Here is a 24202-nt window from a genome sequence, read left to right on the forward strand (position 1 = left end):
CCAACCCCCGCAAAAGTTTCCCCCGCACGTTTTACGGACTACCGCGGGTAGGTAATCGCTGATTATGGGGATTACCCATCAGCCCGATTATTCCGCTGCGCCCTCTAGGCTATCGGCGTCCTCGTTCCCTAGGATCCACGTTGGATCACGCAAGCGACAGTCAGGAGCCTACGCTCTAGCTGACCAGCTGACTTAACAGCGTGAAAAGCCTACTAGCAGCGCAATACTTCCCGCTGCGCTAATTGCTCCTGGAATCACTTAGCTGCATTTAACTGCAACTTGGTGGCTACGATTCTAGTCACTGCCTGGTTTACTTGTTCCTGACTGATCTTCCCGGATTTAACCGCTGCCAGAACCCCCTGGTAGGCGGCATCAAAATCTTTAGGATCAAGCACAATATCAATCCCTGCCTGGATTGCCTTAACCGCGGCCTCTGAGGGCTGATAGTTATCACTAATCGCCCCCATACTCATGGCATCGGTGATCAAAATTCCTTGATACTGTAGCTTTTCTCGCGCCCAGCCAGTCACCACCTTTTTTGACAGGCTGGCAGGAGTGTTATCTCCAAAAGCTTTCGGAAAACAAACGTGGCTAACCATAATCAGTTTTACGTCTTTAGCAACCGCATCTTTAAAAGGCACTAAATCCACCTGTTCCAGCTCGGTCGCATCCTGTTGCGAAACGGTTATCCCTTTATGGGAGTCTGCACTGGTAGAGCCGTGGCCAGGAAAATGCTTATAGGTGGCAAGTACTCCACTGGTCTGCAAACCTTTAGTAAAAGCAGCTGTCATAGTGGTAACCGTCTGGGGATCACTGCCGAACGCCCGATATTTAAGCAAATCATTTTGCGGATTCGTCAATACATCGGCATCGGGGGCAAAATCGATATTAAACCCGAGATCAGCAAGATATTTCCCCATTTCGGCACCAATTTGGAGGGCGCGATTACCATCTTTGCCAGCACCTACCTCACTCATATTCGGATAGGGTTTAATCCCCATGCTCTTGGAGCCGCTGACCCGAGCGACCGTGCCGCCCTCCTCGTCAACCGCGATAAAGACGGGGATCCCGACCCGATCTTTACTGTATTTTTGCAGGTTAGAGAGCATGGTTTTTACTTGCTCCGGCGATTGTAGATTCGCAGAGTTATATATAACTCCCCCCACTGGTCGCTTCGCAAACGCCTGTTTAGTTTGTTCCCCCGAAGCCACTACGCTCCCATTGAACTTGGAGAGCGCTTCCGGAGTCACCATAAACATCTGCGCAACTTTATCTTCTAAAGACATTTTTGCTACCAAGGATGCAGCCGGATCCGGATCGGTACTTTTCGTCAAAGTGCTAGCGGTAGAGCCGGGAGTAGATTTTTCCGGCGTCGCTTTTGGGGCATCAGTGGCGCTGCTACAAGCACTTACCGTTCCCATGGCAAATGTCACTAGGATTGCCGCCACTACCAGGCGCCATTTTTTTATAAAACTCTTGCTAACCACTGGTTTTCTTTTTGTCATCGTTATCCGTGATTCCTACTGTTCGTACTCACAAACGTAACCGGCTTTCCCACTAATTCTGTCTCCGGCATCGGGAGCAGCAAACATGTTGTCACGTTCGTCATTCCACGACCACTGACCTCTAATCTTCCACAACAGCAGATAGAACTCCGGTGCCCCGTCTAAATCAGTATGTGAGGGTTCGCCGGGGAACCAGTTCTGATATGACCATTCTTCGCCAGTCACCCAGTGGGCAAAAACGCCACTATCTCTTTCGGAAGTGTATCCACCCATCCAGGCGAACTCGATTCCTTTAGATTCAACTAACGAAATCACCTGTTGTTCTTCTTGTTGGCTGGTTATAGTCACCAAATGCCCACCCTTTGCCATACAGGTATTATTAGCCTCTGACCAGGTCTTATCTTCTCTAAATGCCTCGTAACGGCTCTTGTGCTTCTCTATGCCAGAACGTTTAACCGGAGTAAAGGCAAACCCGTCTTTAATAGCTCCCACTTTGAAGTCATCGGCATCACCAATCAGTGCCGAAATTGTCCGCTCTGCATAAGGGTCTGCCTTGGAGTCGGAAGTGTATTCGATAGTGTAAAGATTCTTTTGCCGAGAGTTAATCTTTTCTAGGACTTCGCCCATATCGGAGATCGAACTAATATCCCACAGATACCCTTTGGTTTCATCCGCGATTTGCTGCAAGGTGTCTAAATCAGATTCCGAACTGCCAATTAGATAGATTGGCACTGCTTTTTCGGTGGCCAGGCTGATTACTTCATCCAAGGTGTGGGAACTAGAGTTTTCGATCCCATCGGTAAAGGCAATCACACAGTTCGATCCTGTCCGGTTCCCCGCATTTGCTACGCCCTCGTATAAAGCATCATATAAAGCAGTATCGCCATCGGCGGTGATATTTGAGATCCCGGTCAATAACCTATTTTTTTCTCCGGTTAGCGTGGACATATACATCAGGTAGGTATCGAACGCCATTAGCTCCGCTTTATCACCCACTTTATAGTCGAGAGTGTTTACAAAGTTACGCATGGCGTTTTGCATTTCCCCTAAATCTTCCGACATGGAAGCCGACTTATCTAAGAGCACCTCGAAACCTACGCCCTGGTTGTCTTTTATCCTCTCTATCTTCTTTATTTCGCGTTTTATTTCGCTCCCACCAGCTATTTTTTCTTTTATCGCCCCGGTGGGGGATTTAAGGGTAAGTTCTTGCTGATCACTATCTGTTAACGACAAGTACAGCCGCACCGTCGGATATTGAGAGACATCGGTACTTACGATTTCTAAATCATAGTTGGCATGGTTTTCCATTAGCTCGGTACGCAAAGCATCATAGTCGGCTGTGGTGCCGGAAAGCTGCGACACATAGTTCGAGTAGTAAAACCAGCCCCCGATGGTTAGCACTAACACTATTGCCAGGGCACTGGCCAGGGCGATGATTAGCCCCCGATTTTTCTTATTCGAGGACGTGACAGCATTTGCCGCGGGAGCCGCGTATCCGCCTGCAGGAGGCATCTGATAGGGGTACCCCCCGGAATTGGGGTATCCAGGCGAAGACGCACCCGCAGCCGAGTATCCGGGAGTGGGCTGTCCCGGATAGGGCGAGGAGACGGGTGAGTACTGCCCGGGATAGGCACTGGAACCGGGGTAAGTGCTATCGGGATGAGGCTGATTTTGCGAGGCTGGAGAGACATTAGTAGCTAACGGCTGCGAATCCTGTCCGGTGTTAGCTTCCGCAGTACGGTTAGTTGCTTCAAGACGAGTACCACATTTACTACAAAAAACTGCCGCGTCAGGATTGTCATTGCCACATTGCGAACAAAAAACCATCTTTCTTATTCCTTAAAATGGGGAGTTTCTTGGACTTAACCATAAATCCAACAACTATCAGTTTAAACCCGCTGAACAAACCAATGTTTATGTCATAGCGAATTAGCTCCGAAAAACGTTTACCCGTATTAGTTTTCAGACAGCGATTAAGGCAGCCACAGGGTGCCGTCCCCGGCTGCCAATAGATTATTGGCTATCCCATAGGAAATAGCTCTATCTGCTAACTGTCTAGCTGGCGCAGTTAACGGAGAAATACCGTAAAGCAACTTAAAGGCTTCACCTATAATTTCTGTTCGCTCCATGCTGTTAGTACGGGAAATCTGCCACCGCAAGGCGTTAGCTACCTCAGTTAGGGTCAGCGACTCCAGTTTACGGGGTAATCCAATTGGAGATTGCAGGGCAGTATTCCAGCTGAGGGGATCGACCCCAGCTGGCCAAACAGTGCGCATTCCGGGCTCTGATATCAGGCGTAAAGCGGATCCGAGGCAACGGCTGATTTCTTCCGGTCGCTGATCGTGATATTCAATCCGGTACTTCTGACACAAGCGGCGCGCCAGAAATTCCAGTGGCATCGGCCCTTCGACACTAATAATACTTTTAGCGAAAGAGGTGGTAGAGCCGGCCACTGCTGGTTCATCAAGACGTTGTTTCGGACGTGTAAAGCGGGGTTGATAGTCAAAGTATCCGCGTACTCGAATAGTGATTAGCCTGGTTGAAGGTTGGCGGTCGGCATCGGCTAATATTTCCCGGGGCTTATGAGGGGCGGCGGGAGGTATTCGGGAGGGCGCCAGCGGACTTTGGGCAGCTCGTCGCAGAGCTGATGCTGCTGGCGATAGGGCTGATTCTGAGGATTCTGACTGTGATGCTAGCAGGTTAGCTGGCATTTCATCCGGCACTTCTGCAAAAGCCGAACGCGGTGCTTCTGGTTGCGTTGCCGGATGCGCTGCTAGGTTACTCCCAGTTCCAGCGTTACTGGTCACAGTATGGTTCTTGCGTGCCACGAACTCTTCGAAACTCATATTGAGTTTGGAATCAAAACCCATCTTTTGGAAATAATCCCAGATAGCAGCATCATCAAGTGGTGCTGCCTGCGCCGGCGCCGCTTCAGTTGGGGCAGCTGCCGGCGTTCCTGTCGGTGATGGCGCAGGACTTGCCTGCGCGGGAGCAGCAGGGAACGCTTCCGGCGGCTGGGCAGCTGCAAGTGGTGTAATCGTCGCGTTACCATCCGGGTATTCAGTTTGTAGTTGCGGGGTCAATTCCTGAGCCAACGGAGCTGGCGAAGACATCGATACCGCGAGTGGGGTTTCCATGGGAGTAGTTGGATTTGATACCGGTGAGGTTGGGGAATCTAGGGGCATAACCGATGCCGACTGTGGTAGCGCCGCTGGCTTTGGAGGAGCTGTACTTGGCAAGGGCTGATCAGAGGGCGGAGCAGGCGCCGGTCGTATCTGGCTGTTGGCAAGGGTGGGAGGCTGTGGGGGCAGATCTCGGTTTACCAGGGAGCGGCGCGGAGGAAACTCGCTGCCCGGAGCCAAAACATTGCCCGGGCTGGTTTCCGGTTTTACCTGGGATGAGTCCGCCGCACCACTCGCGGCGGGAGCCGGTTGGACTTCCCCTCGCTGATCCGGTGCGCTAGCCGGGCTCTGTACGGGTAGCCAGGGCATTTGTCCGCGCGAAGCGCTCCATTCAGGGTTAGCAGAAACCGCAGGAGCTGGCGTGGTTGCGACTGCCTCTGGATTGCTCTGGTGAGAATTTGATTCTGCTTCCACAGGCTGCGGCGCCGGATTTGTGCTGGGGGCTTGCTTCACCCCGGCACTATCCGCAGGATTTTGGGCACTATCGTTTTCAGCCGCGTAAGCTGCCGAGACCATAGCCGCTAGTCCCATTCCTAAGCTTTGGGGGTCATCAACATCTTCCGCAGCTATCTCCGCAGCAGGTTGCCCCGGGTTAGCAAGTGGTGATGCCCCCTCGGCACTATCAAAATTATCTTGGGGGTGACCAGCTGAAACTGCGGGACGACTGGAAACTATTGGTGCTGGCGCAGGTTCGGGTGCTTTGGGTGCCACCGGGCGGGAAGAGCCGGGGGCTACTTTGAGATTTGGTGCTGGTGAGGACGCTTCTCGTGGCGGCGCGGGGGCTGGACGCATTTTCGTGTTTCCTTCACCCGCGGATTTTTTTCCTAAATCCGGGAGTGGTTCTAATACCAAAGATGCCGGGTTTTGGGAGATAGACTGCCCGGATTTCATCCACAACCCAAAAACTTGTTCCGCGAGTTGAGCATTACCTGTGAGCATTGCGGTCAAAGCGACCGTATCTACCAGTCGTTTTACCTGCCAACGTGGTAACTGCCCTTCCTTAATCGCGCGGCGTGCCTGCTCGATACTGACGCGCAGATCCTGTAAACGAGGATCGTCAAGTTGGGGGTTTAGCTGTTTTGATATTTCCAGGCAACGCTTCGCCACTTTCGCTAGCGTCAGTTTAGCCATAGCGCTTTGCCCCCTTTCGCAAACTTAAACACATCACCATTGAGGGAGTAACCAGCCAGGCGGAAACTCGCCCTGAACTTAGCAGGCTAGCCGCTTTCCGCGCCTCGCGTCTGCCTGGTTCCCGCTCCGTTTGCGGGATCTGCGAAAACCATTTTAGCAGGTGGGCAACTTCGCGATCTATACCACACATAATATGGGGCGAAACCAAAAGAGCGCACTGCGGAGAGCGCAATTTCGTACGAGTTTGTTGGGCTACTTCCTCGGTTAAGTAATCATCTACCCAGGCGAAACTGGCGGCTCCGGCAGCAGACATAACTTCGGGAAACTTTGCTCGCGGGTCACCGTTAGGGCAGCGCACCCAGGGAAGATTCTTCGAAATACCCAGCAGGGGGGAAAGATGCTGATTAGCCCACTGATTCCAGGAGGTCGCCCACCGCACTTCGAAATATTTGCCAAGTTCCCGCAGGCGCGAGCCCAGAAGGCGGGATAGCACCACATTAACGTTAAAGGAATTATCTGGTTGTAGATGTACCAAGTGGGCACGCAGCAGCGGATTGAGGATACGCCGGTTTGCCCTCCCCCACAGGTTTAGCGGCCCATCTACGTCCAGGAACAGAATCGGCTGCCCTATAGAGGTTTCCCGGTGAGCACTATCTTTAGCACCAGCATGGTCGGTAGATTTAATTTGCGAGGACGAAGCCTCATCAGCAGCATGAGTTATCTCAGGTCGTAACCCGATCTTTCCCTCCGCTACTGCACTCACGTATCCTCCTTACGCTCTCACCTCTACATTATAGCGAGATTATAAGCAGCGGAGGTAATGAAAGGATCTTTTAACCCGGGAGCATATGATCAGTCAAAAGACTGCCCTAATCTGCAGGCTACCAGCCTCGCCGGGCAAGAATGGACGCAGAGGCTAGCTGTGCACGGGGATTACTTGCTGTTAAAGGTAAATTTCCTTTTCCCCGTCCCTTCGTGCAGTATTGATCCACCTAGTCTAAGCGTGCCCAGTTATCTTTCTAGGCGACGCGGATACGGGCGTCACCGCGGACGAACTCTACCGCGAGCCCTCCCCCCACGGCCTCCAGATAACCCCTGATAGTGCCAACTTTGGTGCTTTCTAAATCTCCGCGTTCAATCTTGGAAACCTGTCGCTGCGAAACCCCGATACGTGCGGCCAGTTGCTGCTGCGTTAGTCCGGACGCTTCCCGCAGTTCTCGCAGTTTATAGGCGCGCACTTCCGCCATCATCCGTTGCTTATGAGAATCAACTAAAGTTCTGTCCACCGGATGTTCCGCTAGAAAATCCTCTAAAGTTACAGTCATTTCACTTCCTCCTTCGCAACTGTTCTAGATGCCGGTCATAAAGCTCGTCAGCAATAGGGATATTCTTTCGGTACCAGCGTTGCCACTGCCCTGACTTATCCCCAGCAACTAACAAGATAGCTTGCCGAATAGGGTCAAAAGCGAACAGAATTCTGATTTCGCTCTTGCCACTAGAGCCTGGACGCAGCTCTTTCATATTCTGATGCCGAGAACCTGAAATCCGGTCTACCAGAGGTCTGCCCAGCGCCGGACCTTGCTCTTGCAGTATCTCCAAAGCCGCAACGACCTGTGCGCGCGAGTTTTCGTCGAGCGTTACCAGCCATTCGGCTACCAGCTCAACATCAACCGTCCACACACTAACAGTTTAGAACTTATAGGTTCTAACTTCAAGGGTCAGACAGGTTTACAAAGTTATCCTCACTTACAGGTTAACTGCCCCTATATCAAAGCGCGGGCAGGGACACCGAAAATATATCCGGAAGGACAACTTACGGGGGAGAGACAAGTAGGTGCAGTTTACTTGCCGTTAAAGGTAAATTCCTTTTCCCCGTCCTCGCCCTCGCGTACATCCACCACGATTTCTTGACCCGGCTCGATATCTCCGAAAAGAATCTTTTCGCTGAGGGCGTCCTCGATATCGCGCTGGATAGTCCGCCGCAAAGGGCGTGCCCCCAACACGGGATCGAAACCGCGAGTGGCTAGTTCTTCGCGAGCTGCATCGGTGAGCTTTAGGGTCATATCTTGCTCTTGGGTGCGCTCTTGCAGTTTAGTGATCATCAAGTCCACAATCTCGCGGATTTCTTCCATACCCAGTTGCGGGAACACGATTACTTCGTCCACACGGTTGAGGAATTCCGGACGGAACTGCTGCTTGAGTTCTTCCTGAACCCGATTCTTCATCCGCTGATAAGAACCGACCTGGTCATTATCGACCTGGAAACCGGTTTGCACCCCTTTATTGATTTCGCGGGTGCCCAGGTTGGTGGTCATGATGATTACGGTGTTCTTGAAGTCAACCATCCGCCCTTGGGAATCAGTAAGCCGCCCATCTTCTAGCACCTGCAAGAGAGTGTTGAAAATATCGGCGTGGGCTTTTTCGATCTCGTCAAAGAGCACCACTGAGAAAGGTTTGCGGCGCACCTTTTCGGTCAGCTGCCCGCCCTCGTCATAGCCGACATATCCGGGAGGTGCCCCAAATAGGCGTGAGGAAGTATGTTTTTCCCCGAACTCCGACATATCCAGCTGGATTAGCGCTGACTCGTCACCGAACAGGAACTCGGCCAAAGTCTTCGCCAACTCGGTTTTACCCACCCCGGTGGGGCCGGCAAAGATAAAGGAGCCGCCGGGACGATTCGGGTCTTTAAGCCCTGCGCGCGTCCTGCGAATAGATTTCGAAAGCGCACTGACCGCCTCGTTTTGGCCGATAACCCGCTTGTGCAGCTCATCTTCCATATGCAGCAGTTTCGCGCTTTCCTTTTCAGTCAGCTTAAACACCGGGATGCCGGTAGACATCGCCAAAATTTCCGCGATAGCATCTTCATCAACCGTACCGATCCGGTCACCTTCCCCGGACTTCCAGTCAGCCTCCAACTGGGCGCGTTTTTCGCCAAGTTGCTTTTCCTCATCACGCAGGCGCGCGGCCTTCTCGAAATCTTGGGCATCAATCGCGGCCTCTTTATCCCGGCGCGCCTCATTGATTTTTTCGTCCATTTCCCGAATCTCGGGAGGAGCGGTCATGCGGTGGATCCGCAGGCGCGCCCCGGCCTCGTCAATCAAATCGATGGCCTTATCAGGCAGGTAGCGATCCGAAATATAACGGTCAGACAAAGAGGCTGCCGCCCGAATCGCATCATCGGTAATGATTACCCGGTGGTGCGCCTCGTAACGGTCACGCAAACCAGTCAGAATCTTTACCGTGTCCTCCACGCTGGGTTGTTCTACCTGCACCGGCTGGAAGCGCCGCTCCAAGGCCGCATCTTTTTCAATATATTTACGGTATTCCTCGGTGGTGGTAGCCCCAATGGTCTGCAATTCCCCCCGCGCGAGCATCGGTTTAAGGATGGAGGCGGCATCGATCGCGCCCTCGGCGGCTCCGGCACCCACCAGGGTGTGGATCTCGTCGATGAATAGAATAATGTCCCCGCGAGTGCGGATTTCTTTCAGAACTTTCTTCAAGCGTTCCTCGAAGTCGCCGCGGTAACGCGATCCGGCGATCAACGACCCCATATCCAGGGAGTAAATGTGCTTGTCTTTCAGGGTTTCGGGAACGTCTCCGCGCACAATCGCCTGCGCAAGTCCCTCTACTACTGCGGTTTTACCCACCCCGGGTTCCCCGATCAGCACCGGGTTGTTTTTGGTGCGCCGCGAAAGGATCTGCATTACCCGTTCCATCTCGTTGACGCGCCCGATCACCGGATCTAGTTTGTTTTCCCGCGCCGCCTCCGAAAGGTTCCGTCCAAACTGGTCGAGGATGGCTGAACCTGACTTTTGCGGCTTCTGGGTGCCGGTACCAACCCCCACGGTTTCTCCGCCCGCTTCGTTTTGCCCCGCTCCCGGGTAACCGGAGAGCAGGTGAATCACGTTTTGGCGAATACTTCCCAGGTCAGCACCCAGGTTGGTGAGCACCTGGTTGGCGACGCCTTCGCCCTCGCGAATCAGCCCCAAGAGGATATGCTCGGTACCAATATAGTTGTGCCCCAGCTGCAGGGCTTCCCGCATCGACAGTTCTAAGACTTTCTTGGCGCGCGGAGTAAAGGGGATATGGTCTTTCGAATCGTTCTCGCCCTTGCCGATGATCTCAATGACCTGATCGCGCACGCCCTCGAGGGAAATGTTCGCCATTTCCAATGCTTTCGCGGCGACGCCTTCGCCCTCGCGGATCAGCCCCAAGAGGATATGTTCGGTACCGATATAGTTATGCTCCAGGCTGCGTGCCTCATCTTGCGCCAGCACCACTACCCGGCGCGCCCGATCTGTAAAGCGTTCGAACATTTTACTCCTTGACCTTTGGAGAGGATTCTTTCGGTTAGGGAATTGACTCCACTATGTACATTATTAGGTTTTTCCCCGTGCCCTCGCTTGGTTTCACTACCGGCTAAGGTTATTTTTTTACGAGGACGAGGACGTCGCAGCGAGGAAATAGGGCATCTACCGGACTCAGGGGAGCACCTTTGGAATCTTAGGGTTCGCCCAGAGCGGGGTTGGCTGGTTTTTCTCAGATATAGCAGGCCACGGTAATCACCAGCAGTAATGTTACCGATAGCAGGGTGACCAGTATATTTCCGATAATTTGCGTGCGTTTAACGGTGGCGGTGGCTCGCTGTCGATCCACCACGTCCGGCAGGCCTGTCCCCAGTTTTTTCCGTCCCCGTCTACCGGAGATCACGCCCACCAGGCGCAGCGCCCATCCGATAAGCGCTCCCACCAGGGCGCCCCCTAAGTGTCCTTGCCAAGAGACATTAGGGATGACGAATCCGATCAGCAGGTTAATTATTAGCAACCCACCCAGAGCGCTGGAGGAGCCGTGTAGGTTGCGAGTATAGACGAATACTCCCGCACATAATCCCAACACTGCTCCAGAGGCGCCGACTACCGCCTGCTGCTGCCCGGTAATCAGTGCCCACACCAGGGTGCCGAGCGATCCTCCCCAGGCAGAGAGCAGGTAGATAAGTAGGATCTGATAGTTGCTAATCACCCGGCGAGCGAGCTCACCCAGGATGTACAAGAACGCCATATTAGACGCTAAATGCACGATCCCGCCATGCAGGAAGGCTGCGGTCAAAAACCGCCAGGGCTGAGTGAACCCCAAGCCGGGATAGAACAGAAACTGCTCTACCAGGCTCGGAGCTAACCATGAGGCCACATAGACAATCCCGCAGGCAATGATGAGGGCGTTGATTACATTGACGCGCTGCTTAGAGTTCGTCATTTGTCCCGATGATTATTTTTGCCACCACTGAATTGGTGCAAACCACAGCTTATTCGCTGATTTCGATGGATTCGATGATGATGTCATCGAGCGGACGGTCACGTCCGTCGGTGCTCACCGCGGCGATCGCGTCGACTACCTCGCGCGATGCCTGGTCGGTTACTTTACCGAATACGGTGTGTTTGCCGTTTAGCCATTCGGTGGGCACCTGGGTGATGAAGAACTGGGATCCGTTGGTTCCCGGACCGGCATTGGCCATTCCCAGCACGTAGGGTTCATTGAAAGTCAGTTCCGGTACGATCTCGTCCCCGAAACGGTAACCGGGGCCACCGGTGCCGTTACCGAGGGGATCGCCGGTCTGAATCATGAATCCCTGGATTACGCGGTGAAAAATCACCCCGTCGTAAAGGGGTTCATTGGATTTAAGTCCGGTAGCCGGGTTTTGCCATTCTCGTCCGCCAGTGGCTAGACCTTTGAAGTTGTTTACCGTAATCGGAGTTTTATCCGCAAATAGTTCGACTTTAATGTCGCCTTTTGAAGTGTGAATTGTTGCTTCCATAGTCCTTATCCTTTCATGAAAGCCAAATTACCGACACTCAAGCTTACCGAAGAGTAGCTAAATCTGGGGCTATTCTTCCCACAAGCTAGGCGGTAACGTTTAGACTAAGAGAGTACAAGCTGTCGCTACCGAAGCGGGGTGCTTCGGTATGCCTAAGATAAAGGAGCGAACATGAAGAAATGCTGCCCGTATAAGCTGCTCAAACAGGCACGGAGTTTGGCAGATCAAGGGAAAGATATTGTTCTTGAGGGCGCTCAAGATCTGCAGGAAAAAGTTAGCAGTGAACTAGTACCGGGTGTAGAACATGCGGTAGACAATGTGCGTGACCAGTTCCATGAGGTAAAGAAGCATTCCGAGAAGTCTTTGAAGGAGGCTGCTAAGCAAGTGAAGAAACAATCAGCAGAAACATTTGGTAAACCGGAACCTAAGCGGGGGCGTAAGACTCTACTATTCCTGCTACTAGCTGCCGTTGCCGGTTGCGTTGGGTATGTACTGTACCGGCGTTCGCAACCAGTTGACGATCCGTGGGCAGAAGAGTACTGGGAGGATGTAGAAGTGAGCGAATTCGATCCGCAGGAAGCAGCAGAAAAGGCTCAGGACAAGGCCAAAGAGGTTGCCGAGGACGTGGCCGATAAAGCCGATAAAGCTGTTGACGCAGTAAAAGACAAGGTTGAAAAGTAACCCGTAAGTCATTCAAATAGTTAACAATGCCCTCCCTGCCCAAGCAGGGAGGGCATTTTTCTGCCATTTTGCTGCTGTAACCACGTGACGCCCCGGCACGGGTCTGGCTCGGTAACAAGCTACCCGCATACAACGCAAAGCGGGCCTAAGTTTTTCCTCCTGCCCAGAGTCCGGTAAATACCACGGGTATTTACCGGACTCTATGCCCACCGCGCCTGCTCGGATAAAACTTAGGCCCACTTCACAGCGACATCCTTGTGCCGCTGCACATCTATTCAGTACGTAAGTGATTTAGAAGCTGCCAGACACGTATAAGACCTCCTACCGCACTCAATTTCGGGTTTAACAACAAGATGACAACGGCGACATCAAAACGTTGGGTTGACGGTTCATAAGGGTCGCGGCCGGTAAAAAGGAACGACTGGAGGAGCGGGGGCAAAAGTTTTATCCGAGTGGGTGCGGTGGGCATAAGAATTTGGAAAACGTCGCTACGTTTTCCAAATTCTTGGGCAGGAGGAAAACTTTTGCCCCCGCAGACGCCACCTGAACCGTGCCAGACCCTCCTTTTTCGCCAGCATTTTTAGTGGACTGCCGCCAGATTTTCAACCCCCCGAAAAAGGCACGGATACAAAGCCTCGGGGTCGGAAGCTTTACTTCCGACCCCGAGATCCTTCTAGCTATTTAGTTGTATGTCTTTCCTAGTCCTCGAGTTCTTCGCGTTGGTAGCGGCGGATCAGGACTAATCCGACTCCCGCAACCATTGCTAGAACACCGGTCATTGCCATGATTCCGGTGGTGGAACCGGTCTTAGCTAAGACCGTGCTCACCACTCCCCGGAACCCGGAGGGGGTTCTCGGAGTCGGTCCGGGAGGCGTGGTGCCCGGAGTGTTCGGAGTCTTGGGGGTTTCCGGAGTTTCCGGAGGCGTACCCGGTGTCGGGTTCTCGACGCTTAGGGTCTGAGCAGCATCATTAATGTCATGGTGCTGCGCTACCTTTTCAGCGCCAGGGCTAGGCTCTCCGTCTTTAATATCCGCAGTCTTGTACAGATCTTCGAATACTACGTATTGCTTATTAGCCTGAATAGCTTCACCTTTAACCTTGAAGTAGACTTTCGCCTCTCCTGCAGTTTCGCCTTCCTTGACGGAGAAGGATCCGCGTTCAGCTGTAGCAGCCACTTGCAGCTTGCCGTCCTTGTCCAGGTAGGTTAGTGGAACGCTGCTGGATTTATCCATCAGGGTTCCGGTGATGGTGTATTCACCAGGCTCCAGGTTCTTCCACTTGACCGTATCTACGATCACCGCATCTTGACCTGGGGTCAATACCGGTTTACCAAGGTTCGGATCCTTGGTTCCGTCGTTGTAGGTGGTACCGTTTTGGGCAACCGTGGCGATCTCCGGAGTCTTTTCTTCCGGTGAGGCCGGCGGAGGTGTTACCTGAACCGTCTGGTCGGCATCCTCGAGGTTAGAGTGATCCACTACCGGAGTAGCTTTACCCACTACCTTGCCATCTTTAACATCGGAGGCTTTGTATACCTGCTCGAATACTACCCAACTGGCCTTGGTCGAGATCTTGTCTCCCGGCACTGTGAATAGTGCGTAGATGGTTCCGGTCTTTTCGCCTTTCTTGACCTCGAAGTCAACCGCCGGGGTGTTGGCCCCTACGACAGGCTTACCGGTCAGCTTGTCCATCAAGGTACCGATCATGGTGTACTTGCCCGGTTTCAGGTTCTTCCAGGTAGCAACATCTTGTACCTGAGCGTTCTCGCCCTTCTTAAGGTTGAGGACTTTGTCCTGATCGGCGTTGTCGCGAGCAATGGTTCCTAGTTCAGGGAAGTCCTTGCTGTAGGTATTCTTAATGGTTACCTGAATCTCGGGAACCACTTTGGTATCTACATCGGGCACCGTGAACTGAGCGGTTTGCTTGCCAATCTTCGAAACCGTCATGGCCGGATCCGAGGAGCTGAAGCTGATCGTATCGGGGAGAATCCCGTCGGGGTTCGCCTCATCGGTCAGCATTTCAGTCAAGGTACATACCGTACCCACTTGCAGCTGCTTGTCGGCAGGCAGTCCGGCGGATACTCCGGCAGGCATATCAAATTCGAATGCTCCTCCGAAGTTCTTGTCACAGCTAATGGTGAACTTGAACTTACGATCCTTATCCGGAACCTCACCGTCGAGAACTTTCTCAGTTACCTTGGTGAAGGTAATGGCTGGCGGTCCCTTCGGACTTTCAACCACGCGCACGGTCTGGTTGATAGCGTTCAGATCCAGTTCGGACACTACCGGCTGAGCGCCTGCAGTGGGACGCCCGGTCTTAGAATCCACATCGCTGGCGCGGTAGATCCGTTCGAAGACTACGAACTTTGCTCCTACAGTCGAGGTAGCAGTTGCCGGTAGCTGGATCTTGGTAGTCACGCTGCCTGCCTCTTCACCATCGTTAACAGTGAAGGGAACCGCCTTAGTGGTGGCTCCGACAACTGGATTGCCCTTGGCGTCTACCAGTTCGCTGAGCGCCTGGTAGTTGCCGGTAGGCAGATTCTTCCAGTTAACGGTGTCGGTTACTACCGCAGCTTTACCTTTTTGGATTTCCTTTTCATTGGCTCCATCGGTGGTGGCAGTGGTGCTTACCGAGGGTGCCTCGGTAACGGTCACGGTTTGCGCTTCATCACTGGGGTCATTGTGGGAAACCACGGTAGAGGTGTTCGGCTTTGGATTTCCACCTTCAGTATCTTCATAGTTGTACAGGTATTCGTACACTACGTACTTTCCAGCCTGACTGATGGCTCCCGCCGGCACATTGAACTTCATGGTGGTGCTACCCGCCAAGGAGTTATCCTTGGTGATTTCCACTACCACTGGTTCATTGGTAACTCCCGCTACCGGAGCAGCGTTGTTATCCGTAATGTGCATCAGTTTACCGGTCAGCAAGTACTTACCTTCAGGTAGGTTCTTCCAGGTGACTTTATCGGTCACGGTGGTAGCGATTCCTGCCTGCACGGTTGAGGTACCGTTATCGGTTACCGCGTTGGTCTGCAGTTCCGGCTTGCCAATCTTGTTGTAGGTGTTGGTCACGTTCACCAGCACTTCGGGCACCTCGTCGGTGGCCGCCGGTACGGTGAAGTGTGCCGATCCTGCTGTGGAGTCTTGCTGCACGCTGAAACCGTTGGTTCCGCTGGTCAGTGAGACTGACGGTGTTACCTGCTGCTCGAGTGCGGCATTGAGATCCTCGTGAATCGAGCACACGTAGCCGGACCGCAAATCAGTTACTTCGGTTGCCTTGTCCGGACGTACCAACAGGGTCTTATCGCCTGCAGGCTGGCCATCCTTATCCAGGCAACTCAAGGTGAAGTAGTAGGCGCGGTTATTGGATACCTCCATACCCGAGGCCACTACCTTCTTCATAACCTTTACTTTGGCAGCCGGCGGAGTTGGAGGCGTAATCGCCTCCACCGTCTGGTCTGCGTCGGTGATTACGGCGTGTTCTACAACCGGCTTGGCGTCATTGTTCGGGGTTACTCCGGTTACATCACCTGCACGGTAGATGTATTCGTAAACCACGTAGTGGCTACCAGCCTTCAGGGAATCACCGCTGACGGTAAAGGTGTTATCCAGCGTCCCGTTCTTCTCGCCCTCTTTCACCGTGAATGGTGCCGGGGTTGAAGTGTAGGAAGTTACCGCTTTACCGGTGTCTTTGTCCATCAGCTTACCGATGAGCACGTAGTCGCCAGGCAGCAGGTTCGCCCAGGATACCTCGTCCACGATCTTGGCGGAGGTTCCAGCATAAATCTGGTTGGCCTGCTTGGTTTGGCCATACATACCCTTGGTGCCGTTGGCATCTTTAGCGGAGGTCGCCACGGTGGGCTTCTCCGGTGCCGGGTAGGTGTTGGTCGCAGTGAACACTACATTTACTTCGGTCAGCTCTTCTGCCGGCATCTTGAAGGAGGCCGAGTTTTCGGAGCTGATCAGACCGATCTTGTCGGAGTCCGCGCTGAAGGATACCTGGGAGGGGGCAATGCCCGCTACCTTGGCAGCCTCGCGATCCTCAGTAAGGGTGCAGTTGGCTCCCTTGACGTAGGGCAGCGAGATCTTGGATCCGGCAGTAACCTTGTAGGTCTGCTGCTTGGCAGGGTTGGAGCACTTCAAAGTGAAGGTGAACTCCTTGGTGGAGGGAACCTCTAGTCCTTCGCTCTTCACAACTTTCTGCAAAGTTAGTGTCGGAGTTACCGGGCTTTGAGGTTCTTCACCGATGGTTACCGTTTGTGCCGAGTCGTTGAGATCCGAGTGTTCCACTACTACGGTCGTTCCGTCCTTAACGTTGCCGTTTTCATCGACATCGCCTTGGCGGTAAATCTTCTCGAAGGCAACGAACTGCGAGTTCGCTTTCACCTGCTCTGCGGGAACGGTGAACGTCATTTCTTGGATACCTTTCAGCTCGCCGCTGCTCACGGTGAACTTCACGATTTCCGCATTTACGTTCGGTACCGGCTGTTTGGTGCCTTTGTCCATCAGGGTACCAACCAGCACGTAGTTTCCGGCAGGCAGTTTCGACCAAGTTACGCGGTCAAGTACTTTGGCCGGGGTCTTAGCGTCGAATACCTTGGTACCCGTCGAGCTTTGAGCGGTGGTTGCAGCCCGCGGCCCTTCGTTTACCGTCTGATTTTCATCATTCGGGTCTTCGTGCTTGGTGACTACGGTCTCGTCACCGGGGGTGTTAGGTTCGCCCGGATGGAGGTATTCGAATGCCACCAGTTTCGCGTTCTGACGGATCTGCCCCACGGTGACCTGGAAGGTCATCTTGGTTTCACCGGACTGGAGGGTTCCAGCCTCGCCAGGAACGGTGAATGCCTTGGAGGTGGAGCTGACCCCGATCGGGTTTCCGGATCCGTCAACCAGTTTCCCGGTCAAGTGGTAGGTCTTACCAGCTTCTAGGTTCCGGTATTTCACGGTGTCAACCAGGGTTACCAGATCGCTATCGGCTTTACCGGTGGTATCGATCTGCTTGTTTCCACCTTCATCAGTAAGTACGGTGGCGATCCAGGGATTGACCTGCTTGGTCTGGTTTTCGTCCTTGGGATCTTCGTGCTTAGTGACCGGTTCAAATCCGCCTTCGACCTGCAGGTCTAGCTTTTCGAACGCTACTAGCGTCGAGTACTTGGCTACATCTTCCTGGGTCAGCTTGAACGGCAGTTCCACTACTCCACTTGGGGTGGTAATGGTAACTTCCTTTTCGGCTTTGATTCCGGTGCGGGTGGCATCGGTCTTATCCGCGTTAGGTACTACCAGTTCACCGGAGAACTTGTAGGTCTTGCCGACCTCCAGGTTCCAGTAGCTGATCTTATCGGTCAGGGTGTAGGTGTGATCCGCGTCCTCTACCAGGTCGATATTGCCATCGCGTCCTTCGCCTTTAAGCTCAGTAGCAATCTTCGGCTCATCGGGGGTCTGATATTCGTTAGCGGCCTGTACGGCTACCGGGGTCTTCGCATCTGAACCGATGGTTACAGTGGCGCTGGTTCCAGCGGCCGGACCTACGCCTTTGCCTTTACCGTCAACTGTCCAGCTTACGGTCTGGGCATTGGTACCTTTAGGTAGCACTTGCTGCTCAGTTACGGTACAAACGGTACCTGCGCGGAACTGTGCGGGAGCCACTACCGGCTCGCCGCCCGGCTTCACGTTGGGGATATTACCGTGAGTGCCATCGGAGCAGTCATAGGTGAAGTTGTAGCTGGCGGGTAGATCCTTTACCTTATCAGCGCTTTCACCGGCTACTTTCACCGAAGTCTTCTGCACGGAGAAGGTACCCTTTTGTTCGATCGCCTTGTAGGCGTTGGTGGCTTTCACTACCACGTTCGCCTGCTTACCATTTTCTTTCCACTGTGCTTCAGTCATCGCTTTGTTGATGGTGAAGGTGTTAGCGGACGCGGTAGAGGAATCATCCTGGGTGCCGTTCCAGCTAATCGAGTGCTTCACTTTGGCAGTAGACAGTTCGTCTACCGGAATGAAGTTACCCTTGCTGTCAATAGCGCCGAGTTCTTCCACCTTGATTTGGCTGTTAACCGGTATTCCCCAATGCGAGTAGGATCCACCAGCGGTAATGGTTTTCTCTACTTCGTGGGTGTTGGTGCCGTCCATGTAGGTCAGCTTGAACTTGTAGGACTGGATATCCAGAGCCTGGTCAGCGCTGCCTTGAACTTCTTTCTTCAGGGTGAACCCACCGAGCTGCTGGCTGTACTGGTTGGTAGCCAAGATCTTGGCTTTAGCTGCAGCTTTGTTCAGCTTAATGGTGAGTTCTAGTTTCCCGTCGGTTCCGGTTACTTCCGCACCGTTGGTGGCACTTGCCCGTAGCTCAGAACCTACATAGTCAGCGTTTGCACTGGACTTGGGGGTTTCTTCCCATACTTTACATACGGTGTTTACGGGCAGGTTGTTCAGCTGCGGGTTGGCAGGGTCAGCGCTGGTGAAGGTTTCACCATGCTTGAGCTTGAAGCTGCCTTTAACCGCGTTCGCATTGCCAGGAATCTCGCAGGAGTATCCGAAGTCGAAGGCTACGTCTTTGAGGACGGTTTCGGGAGAAACTACTCCGGAGACGAGCTTCTCTACTTCGAAGCCCCCAACTTTCTGGTTTACGTATTTGTTTTCTACGTTGATGGTAGCTTTTTGGTTTTCACCGGCTTTGATCGGGTTGGATAGTGCCGCGTTGTGCAGAACTTGTCCCCCGATAGTTACCTGCTGCGGGGCGTTACCGTTAAACGTGGTGGTCAAAGTGGTGTTCGGTACGTTGATACCGGTGGTATCTTCGTAGACTGCACACTGGGAACCTACTGGAATACCAGTGATGGTTGCACTTCCACCTTTGTTTACGCTAATGGAGGTTAGCGGCTTGGTTACACTTTCGGCTTTCTGGCCGGTGGCACAAATGTATTTCATTTCGAATGTGCCCGGAATGGTGCCTGCACCGGCGGTTCCGTCTACTACCTGCTTGGAGATTTCCAGTTGCCCGGTCTTCTCGGTGTAGGTGTTGGTGGCAACTAGGGCAACCTGGCTGGCAGCTTCTGCCTTAAAGGTTGCTACTCCGTCGGCCACACTTTGGGCACCTTGCCATTGCAGTTTCCGATCCAGGTTCTCCGGGGTCGCACTATTTTCCTTGATCTGGCAGGTTACGCCGGGCTTTACTTTGATGGCCGCGGAGGTTTCTCCTGCTTTCAAGCTAGGTAGGGCGTTCCAGGAAGCGTCGCCGTCACACTTGTAGGAGAAGTCGAAGGAGTTAGGCACACTGAAGTGGGTTACTCCGGCTCCTTCTACGTTCTTGCGAACGGTGAATTTTGCTTCTTTCGGCGTGTAAGTGTTGGTGGCAGTCACCACTACGGTCTTAGCGTTGTCCTCGGTGAGGTTGAACTTCGCTACGGTACCGTCACTGTTGGTTTCAGTGCCAGTGAATTTCACTTTTACCGTGTTCAGGGTGTCGGTTACTGCTTTTTCACTGACCTGGCAGCTCATGCCGCTGGTTAGTGCTTTGTTGGAGACGGTGGTCTCGCCTTGGGTTTCGCCTTTGCGCACCAACACGGTGGCGGTGGTCTTAAACCCGTCACAGCTTACATCGAAGTCGAATACCCGATCGCTATCGGTGTTGCCCCCGACGGTCTTTTTCACGATCTTGAACTCGGCGGGTACCGGATTCTTGGGGGTTACGGTGATGGTTTGGGAGCCATCGGTGATTTCTTCGTGTTTCGCGTAGGGTTCACCGCTGGGTTCAGTGCTTTGCTCACCTTGGTAGATGCGCTCGAACACCACATACTTGCCATCGGCCTTTACTTTGGAACCAGGAACTGTCAGCTCTACCAGGGCGGAGCCATTTTCGGAACCATTGGTAAATACTTGACGTCCGCTAGCAATAATGTCTTTCGGATTGTCTTTGTTTACCAGGGTGGCGAAGGCAGTGTAGGTGCCGGGTTTGAGGTCTTTGTAAGTGATCTGGTCTTTGACTTTGAAGTCTTTACCATCGGCCTCAACCGCACTGATTAGCGAGTTTCCGTCGTCGCGTACCCATGCTTTGGTCTCAATGGTGGGCAGCTTGTGCTGCTTCGGGTTCACCGAGACGGTTTGTCCCTTATCGTTGGGATCTTCGTGGGATGCCACGAGGATTCCAGCAGTGTTGTCGGCACCTTTGAATACTTTTTCGTAAACCACATAGGAGGCGCCGGCCTCGATTTGCTTAGCAGGCAGGGTGAACGTTAGTTCCTGGATGCCCTTTAGCTCTCCCGCGTTTACCGTGAAGTTCTTGGAGGCATTGGTGCCTGGTACGCGCACTACCTGGTCGCCTACCTTCTTCATTAGCTGTCCGCTAAGGGTGTAGGTTCCAGGGTTCAGCTTATGCCAGGTTACCGTGTCTTTAATGAGAACATCGCTACCTTCTTCAGGTACCGCTACTTTACCTTCATCGGTGGAGTCACCTTGTGCTTTAGCACTGGTACCGACGCGTGGTTTCTCGGTTACGGTCTGGTTTTCATCCGTCTTATCTTTGTGCTCGGTAACTTTGGTTCCACTTTCTGGATTGGTGCCCTGGTAGAGGGTCTCAAAGGCTACCAGTTTCGCGTTTTCACGAATTTTTGCTACCGGCACTTGGAACGCAATTTTAGCGGTTCCCGAGTAGTAGCCACTGCCATTGTCAGTAGCACCAGAAGCTTTGGGGTCAAAGGGATCGCTGACACCGGTTACTCCAACGCTATTGCCGTCACCGTCTACCAGTTCACCTTTGATGACGTAGTTTTGTCCGCCCTTAAGATTCTTAAAGGCTACCTTGTCGATAAGGGTTACGGTGTCGGTATCGGCTTTGCCGGCGGTATCGATTACCTTGGCTCCATCGCTGCCTTCCAAAGTGGTGCCGATGCTAGGCTCCGGAGCCACCGGGCAGGTAGAGGTGAATTCGAAGGAGCTGGAAGCAGAACCGGAAACCGCTACTGCATATTTGCCGAGGTTCACCTGGGACTGGAACTGAACGTATTTCCCTGTAGTCTTGGGGTTCTTGAAGATATAAGTCCGAGTGATCTCAATACTGCCTTTGAAGGACGCATTGATATTAGCTTTCTGGACAGCTCCGGAACAAGCGGCAGCGTTATCAAATTTAACGCCCACTAGAATTCCGCCCGGCGAAGCAGCCTTGGCGATTGAAGTATCGGCGGGCAATACTAAGTTATCCGAGCCGCTGATCTGCAGGCTACCTTTAGCCTCTTGTAACAGAGCAATGGCCTCCGAGCTACCGATCAGGTTTACCCGGAAGTGAGTGTCATCGGCGCGGGTAACGCTGAGCTTAATCGATTCCAGTAGCTGCTTATTATTTTGGTAAGCAGCTTCATCCTTGGCGATGCTGGCCGCAGTTTCCGCTTTCCATTTGGCCAACGCTTCTTTATAGGCCTGTTCATCAGCGATTTGCTGATCTTTAAGTGCCTGATACGCCTGCCACATCTTGATTTCGGCATTGGCGATGTTCCGAATATGCGGCAAAACTGCCCGAGCCACATTGGTAACAGTCCAATCGATGGTTCCCTTTCGATAGACAAAAATTCCGTCTGCGGCAGAATTCTTCTCAATGGCCCAAACTAGAGCCTGGGCGGCGCCATTTTTCTGGTACGAATCTAACTGGTTGAACAGATCCAAGGCAGCTTTATGTTCTTCGATCAGTAATTTGTTCTGCTCGTAAAAATCTTTTCCGGCTGGGTAACTAGTGTCAACATCCATCAGACGACGATCCCCGCCGTTGTAGATGTACGCCAAAGCCTTTAGTTCTCGTTGAATCTGAGGGTCGGAGACCATACGGCCTGTCGATGATCTGTCAACGGAACCTACCGCGTCGCCAGCATCAATAGATACTTTCAAACCTTTTTCCGTATGCCCCGGTTTGCTGGGATCTAACCAGGAGGGGTCAATCCCAAAACCAGGCTGTGCGCAGAATGAACTAGTGTAGTATTCCGGTGCTTTAGTCAGGACACCCTGTTGATTAACATCTCGATAGACATCTCCGCGGTTTTTTACCATCAGGTAATTCGCATTATGCATCCGAAGCGTGTTGGGGAGCTCTACCTCCCAATCATTCGACCACCCATTGCTCTGGGCAATCGCATTGTTGTAGGCCGCTTTCTGCTCATCTGAACGCCAGTGAATGCCATCCATCCCGAATTGCTGCGGCCAAAATAAAGTTCCCTCGGCAAAAGGCGGATTAGGTATATCCCAGTTTCCGTCCTCTGTCTCCTGGAAATTCATGCCGGTTTCTACGGCTTTGAAATCTTTTGCTAATTGGGCATTCTCCGTATCGGAGGCCTGGGAGGGGGCTACCAAGGTGGTGATAGTCCACGCCAGGGCTAATGCAGCAGCTAATCCAGCGACGATCCAACGCCGCAACAACTTAGCAGTTTGACTGTTAATCATTATTCATCCTGTGTCTACTAGAAGGAGGGATCGACATCTCCACCAACAGATCCTGACGAGGCGTTCGCCTGGGTTATGTCACGCCCAAACGCCCCGCCTGGAGGGACCTGGCCTGTTGTCAATGCCGACAGGAACACTATTAACTTGTCTAGGTGTAGTTAATTTATTTTAATACACTTACCATCTTACAAGATTTTCATAGAGCAACGCAAGAGAGTTATAGAGATAAACCGCGGGTACGGGGCAATTCACGGAAGCTAGCGCACTTTCAACTGGGAATTTAGCTGCATTTCCCAGCTGGAGCTACCATAAAAAGTGCACAGAGTCACAGGACAAAAGGCCTGCATCAATTGCGAATTAACATTAAAAACCCATTAAGCGATTTATGGTTTCCGAACTGGGCAATCCTTGATTATGAGACTAACTTTAGTGAACGGCCTAAACCGGAGCCAGCAATACTTAGTAGCCTCAAGGAAAAGCGTTAGCTGACTCGTTCCTGGGGTTCCTTGGCCAGCCACAAAGTATAAGGCCCATCATTAACTAAAGACACCTGCATCATCGCGCCGAATACTCCGGTCTCAACTTCCGCGCCACCTGCGCGTAAATCCGCAACTAGTTTCTCGAAAATAGGACGCGCCACCTCACCCTTAGCTGCATAAGTCCAGGAAGGGTGCCGCCCCTTGCGCACCGAACCATACAGGGTGAACTGGGAAACCACCAGCAGGGGCGCCCCCGCCTCCAGAATCGAAGACCCGTCCTCAAAAACTTGCTGATTAAGTAGGCGGCGCACCGTCCAATCGATCTGCTCTTGACCGTCACCGGGAGTTATCCCCACGAAAGCCACCAGGCCGGGCCGATCCAGCCTCCCGACGGTTTTACCCTCAACCGTCACCTCAGCGGAAAGTGCCCTTTGAATTAAGGTACGCATAAGAACCTCCTAGCCCGCAATATTTAATGATCCGGAACCCGAACGCGGCGAGGCATCAGAAAAGGCTTTCCGATCAATGCGAGACTGCCCCTGCCAGGAAACCCCGGAAGGATCCCCAATTGGTGTCACCGCCGCCGCCAAAGACTGCTCTTCCTCCCCCTCTTTCCAGCAGACAGTCAGGTTCTCTGCGGAAGTAGTTCGTTTAATTAGTCCCAAGGCAATCGGCCCGTCCTCAAAATGATTCGCACTTACCCGCACGGTACCTACCTTGCGGCTCCCGGAATAAAGCTCTGCACCGGCAGGAGGAAGTGAAGAGGAACTGCCATCCAGATGCAAAAAGACCGCCCGGCGCGGAGGGTGACCTAGGTTAACGATGCGCGCTACTGTCTCCTGTCCGCAGTAACATCCCTTATTTAAATGCACAGCGGTGCGCAGCCAGTCGAGTTCATGCGGCAGGGTGCGTTGATCAATGTCGGTGCCGAAGGGGCCCCAAGCCGCTATCCGCAAAGCCCGCCAATCAGCCGCGGCAGCAAAAACCGGAGCAA

Annotated in this window: 13 protein-coding genes; 1 reads left to right on the forward strand and 12 read right to left on the reverse strand. The window is 53.0% G+C overall.

The window, feature by feature from the left end:
• Positions 1–254: 254 nt before the first annotated feature.
• The 9 genes from RDM26_RS03820 to RDM26_RS03860 form a co-directional block, all read right to left on the reverse strand.
• Complete coding sequence (locus RDM26_RS03820) at positions 255–1487, reverse strand: glycoside hydrolase family 3 N-terminal domain-containing protein (protein WP_307737713.1); 1233 nt, start codon at positions 1485–1487, stop codon at positions 255–257.
• A 33-nt stretch (positions 1488–1520) separates the two neighbouring features.
• Positions 1521–3332 carry a VWA domain-containing protein gene (locus tag RDM26_RS03825; protein ID WP_307737714.1) on the reverse strand — a complete coding sequence of 604 codons (1812 nt, stop codon included), beginning with the start codon at positions 3330–3332 and terminating at the stop codon, positions 1521–1523.
• Positions 3333–3478: 146 nt separating this feature from the next.
• Positions 3479–5818 carry a hypothetical protein gene (locus RDM26_RS03830; RefSeq protein WP_307737715.1) on the reverse strand — a complete coding sequence of 780 codons (2340 nt, stop codon included), beginning with the start codon at positions 5816–5818 and terminating at the stop codon, positions 3479–3481.
• Positions 5811–6581, reverse strand: coding sequence for a hypothetical protein (locus RDM26_RS03835; RefSeq protein WP_307737716.1), 771 nt, complete (start codon positions 6579–6581; stop codon positions 5811–5813). The genes RDM26_RS03830 and RDM26_RS03835 overlap by 8 nt, the downstream gene beginning before the upstream one ends.
• 256 nt (positions 6582–6837) lie before the next feature.
• Positions 6838–7143 (reverse strand): helix-turn-helix domain-containing protein, encoded by a 306-nt coding sequence (locus tag RDM26_RS03840; protein WP_307737717.1) that lies wholly within the window; start codon positions 7141–7143, stop codon positions 6838–6840.
• Between the two features lies 1 nt (position 7144).
• Positions 7145–7498 carry a type II toxin-antitoxin system RelE/ParE family toxin gene (locus RDM26_RS03845; protein WP_307737718.1) on the reverse strand — a complete coding sequence of 118 codons (354 nt, stop codon included), beginning with the start codon at positions 7496–7498 and terminating at the stop codon, positions 7145–7147.
• A gap of 161 nt (positions 7499–7659) precedes the next feature.
• Positions 7660–10134 carry an AAA family ATPase gene (locus RDM26_RS03850; RefSeq protein WP_307737719.1) on the reverse strand — a complete coding sequence of 825 codons (2475 nt, stop codon included), beginning with the start codon at positions 10132–10134 and terminating at the stop codon, positions 7660–7662.
• A gap of 223 nt (positions 10135–10357) precedes the next feature.
• A complete protein-coding gene (locus tag RDM26_RS03855) occupies positions 10358–11071 on the reverse strand; it encodes a rhomboid family intramembrane serine protease (protein ID WP_307737720.1) in 714 nt (237 codons plus the stop codon).
• A 49-nt stretch (positions 11072–11120) separates the two neighbouring features.
• Positions 11121–11630 carry a peptidylprolyl isomerase gene (locus RDM26_RS03860; protein WP_307737721.1) on the reverse strand — a complete coding sequence of 170 codons (510 nt, stop codon included), beginning with the start codon at positions 11628–11630 and terminating at the stop codon, positions 11121–11123.
• Positions 11631–11801: 171 nt separating this feature from the next.
• On the opposite strand from RDM26_RS03860, the gene RDM26_RS03865 reads away from it, so the two are divergent.
• A complete protein-coding gene (locus tag RDM26_RS03865) occupies positions 11802–12311 on the forward strand; it encodes a hypothetical protein (RefSeq protein WP_307737722.1) in 510 nt (169 codons plus the stop codon).
• 698 nt (positions 12312–13009) lie between these two features.
• Here RDM26_RS03865 and RDM26_RS03870 read toward each other — a convergent pair.
• From RDM26_RS03870 to RDM26_RS03880, 3 genes are all read right to left on the reverse strand, one after another.
• Positions 13010–22729, reverse strand: coding sequence for a VaFE repeat-containing surface-anchored protein (locus RDM26_RS03870; RefSeq protein ID WP_307737723.1), 9720 nt, complete (start codon positions 22727–22729; stop codon positions 13010–13012).
• Between the two features lie 481 nt (positions 22730–23210).
• Positions 23211–23657, reverse strand: a complete 447-nt coding sequence (dtd, locus tag RDM26_RS03875; protein WP_024060026.1) for a D-aminoacyl-tRNA deacylase — start codon at positions 23655–23657, stop codon at positions 23211–23213.
• Positions 23658–23666: 9 nt separating this feature from the next.
• Positions 23667–24202: folate-binding protein YgfZ (locus RDM26_RS03880; RefSeq protein ID WP_374041814.1), on the reverse strand; the 536-nt coding region annotated here is incomplete at its 5' end.

Source organism: uncultured Varibaculum sp., from assembly GCF_902489465.1.
Taxonomy (GTDB): domain Bacteria; phylum Actinomycetota; class Actinomycetes; order Actinomycetales; family Actinomycetaceae; genus Varibaculum.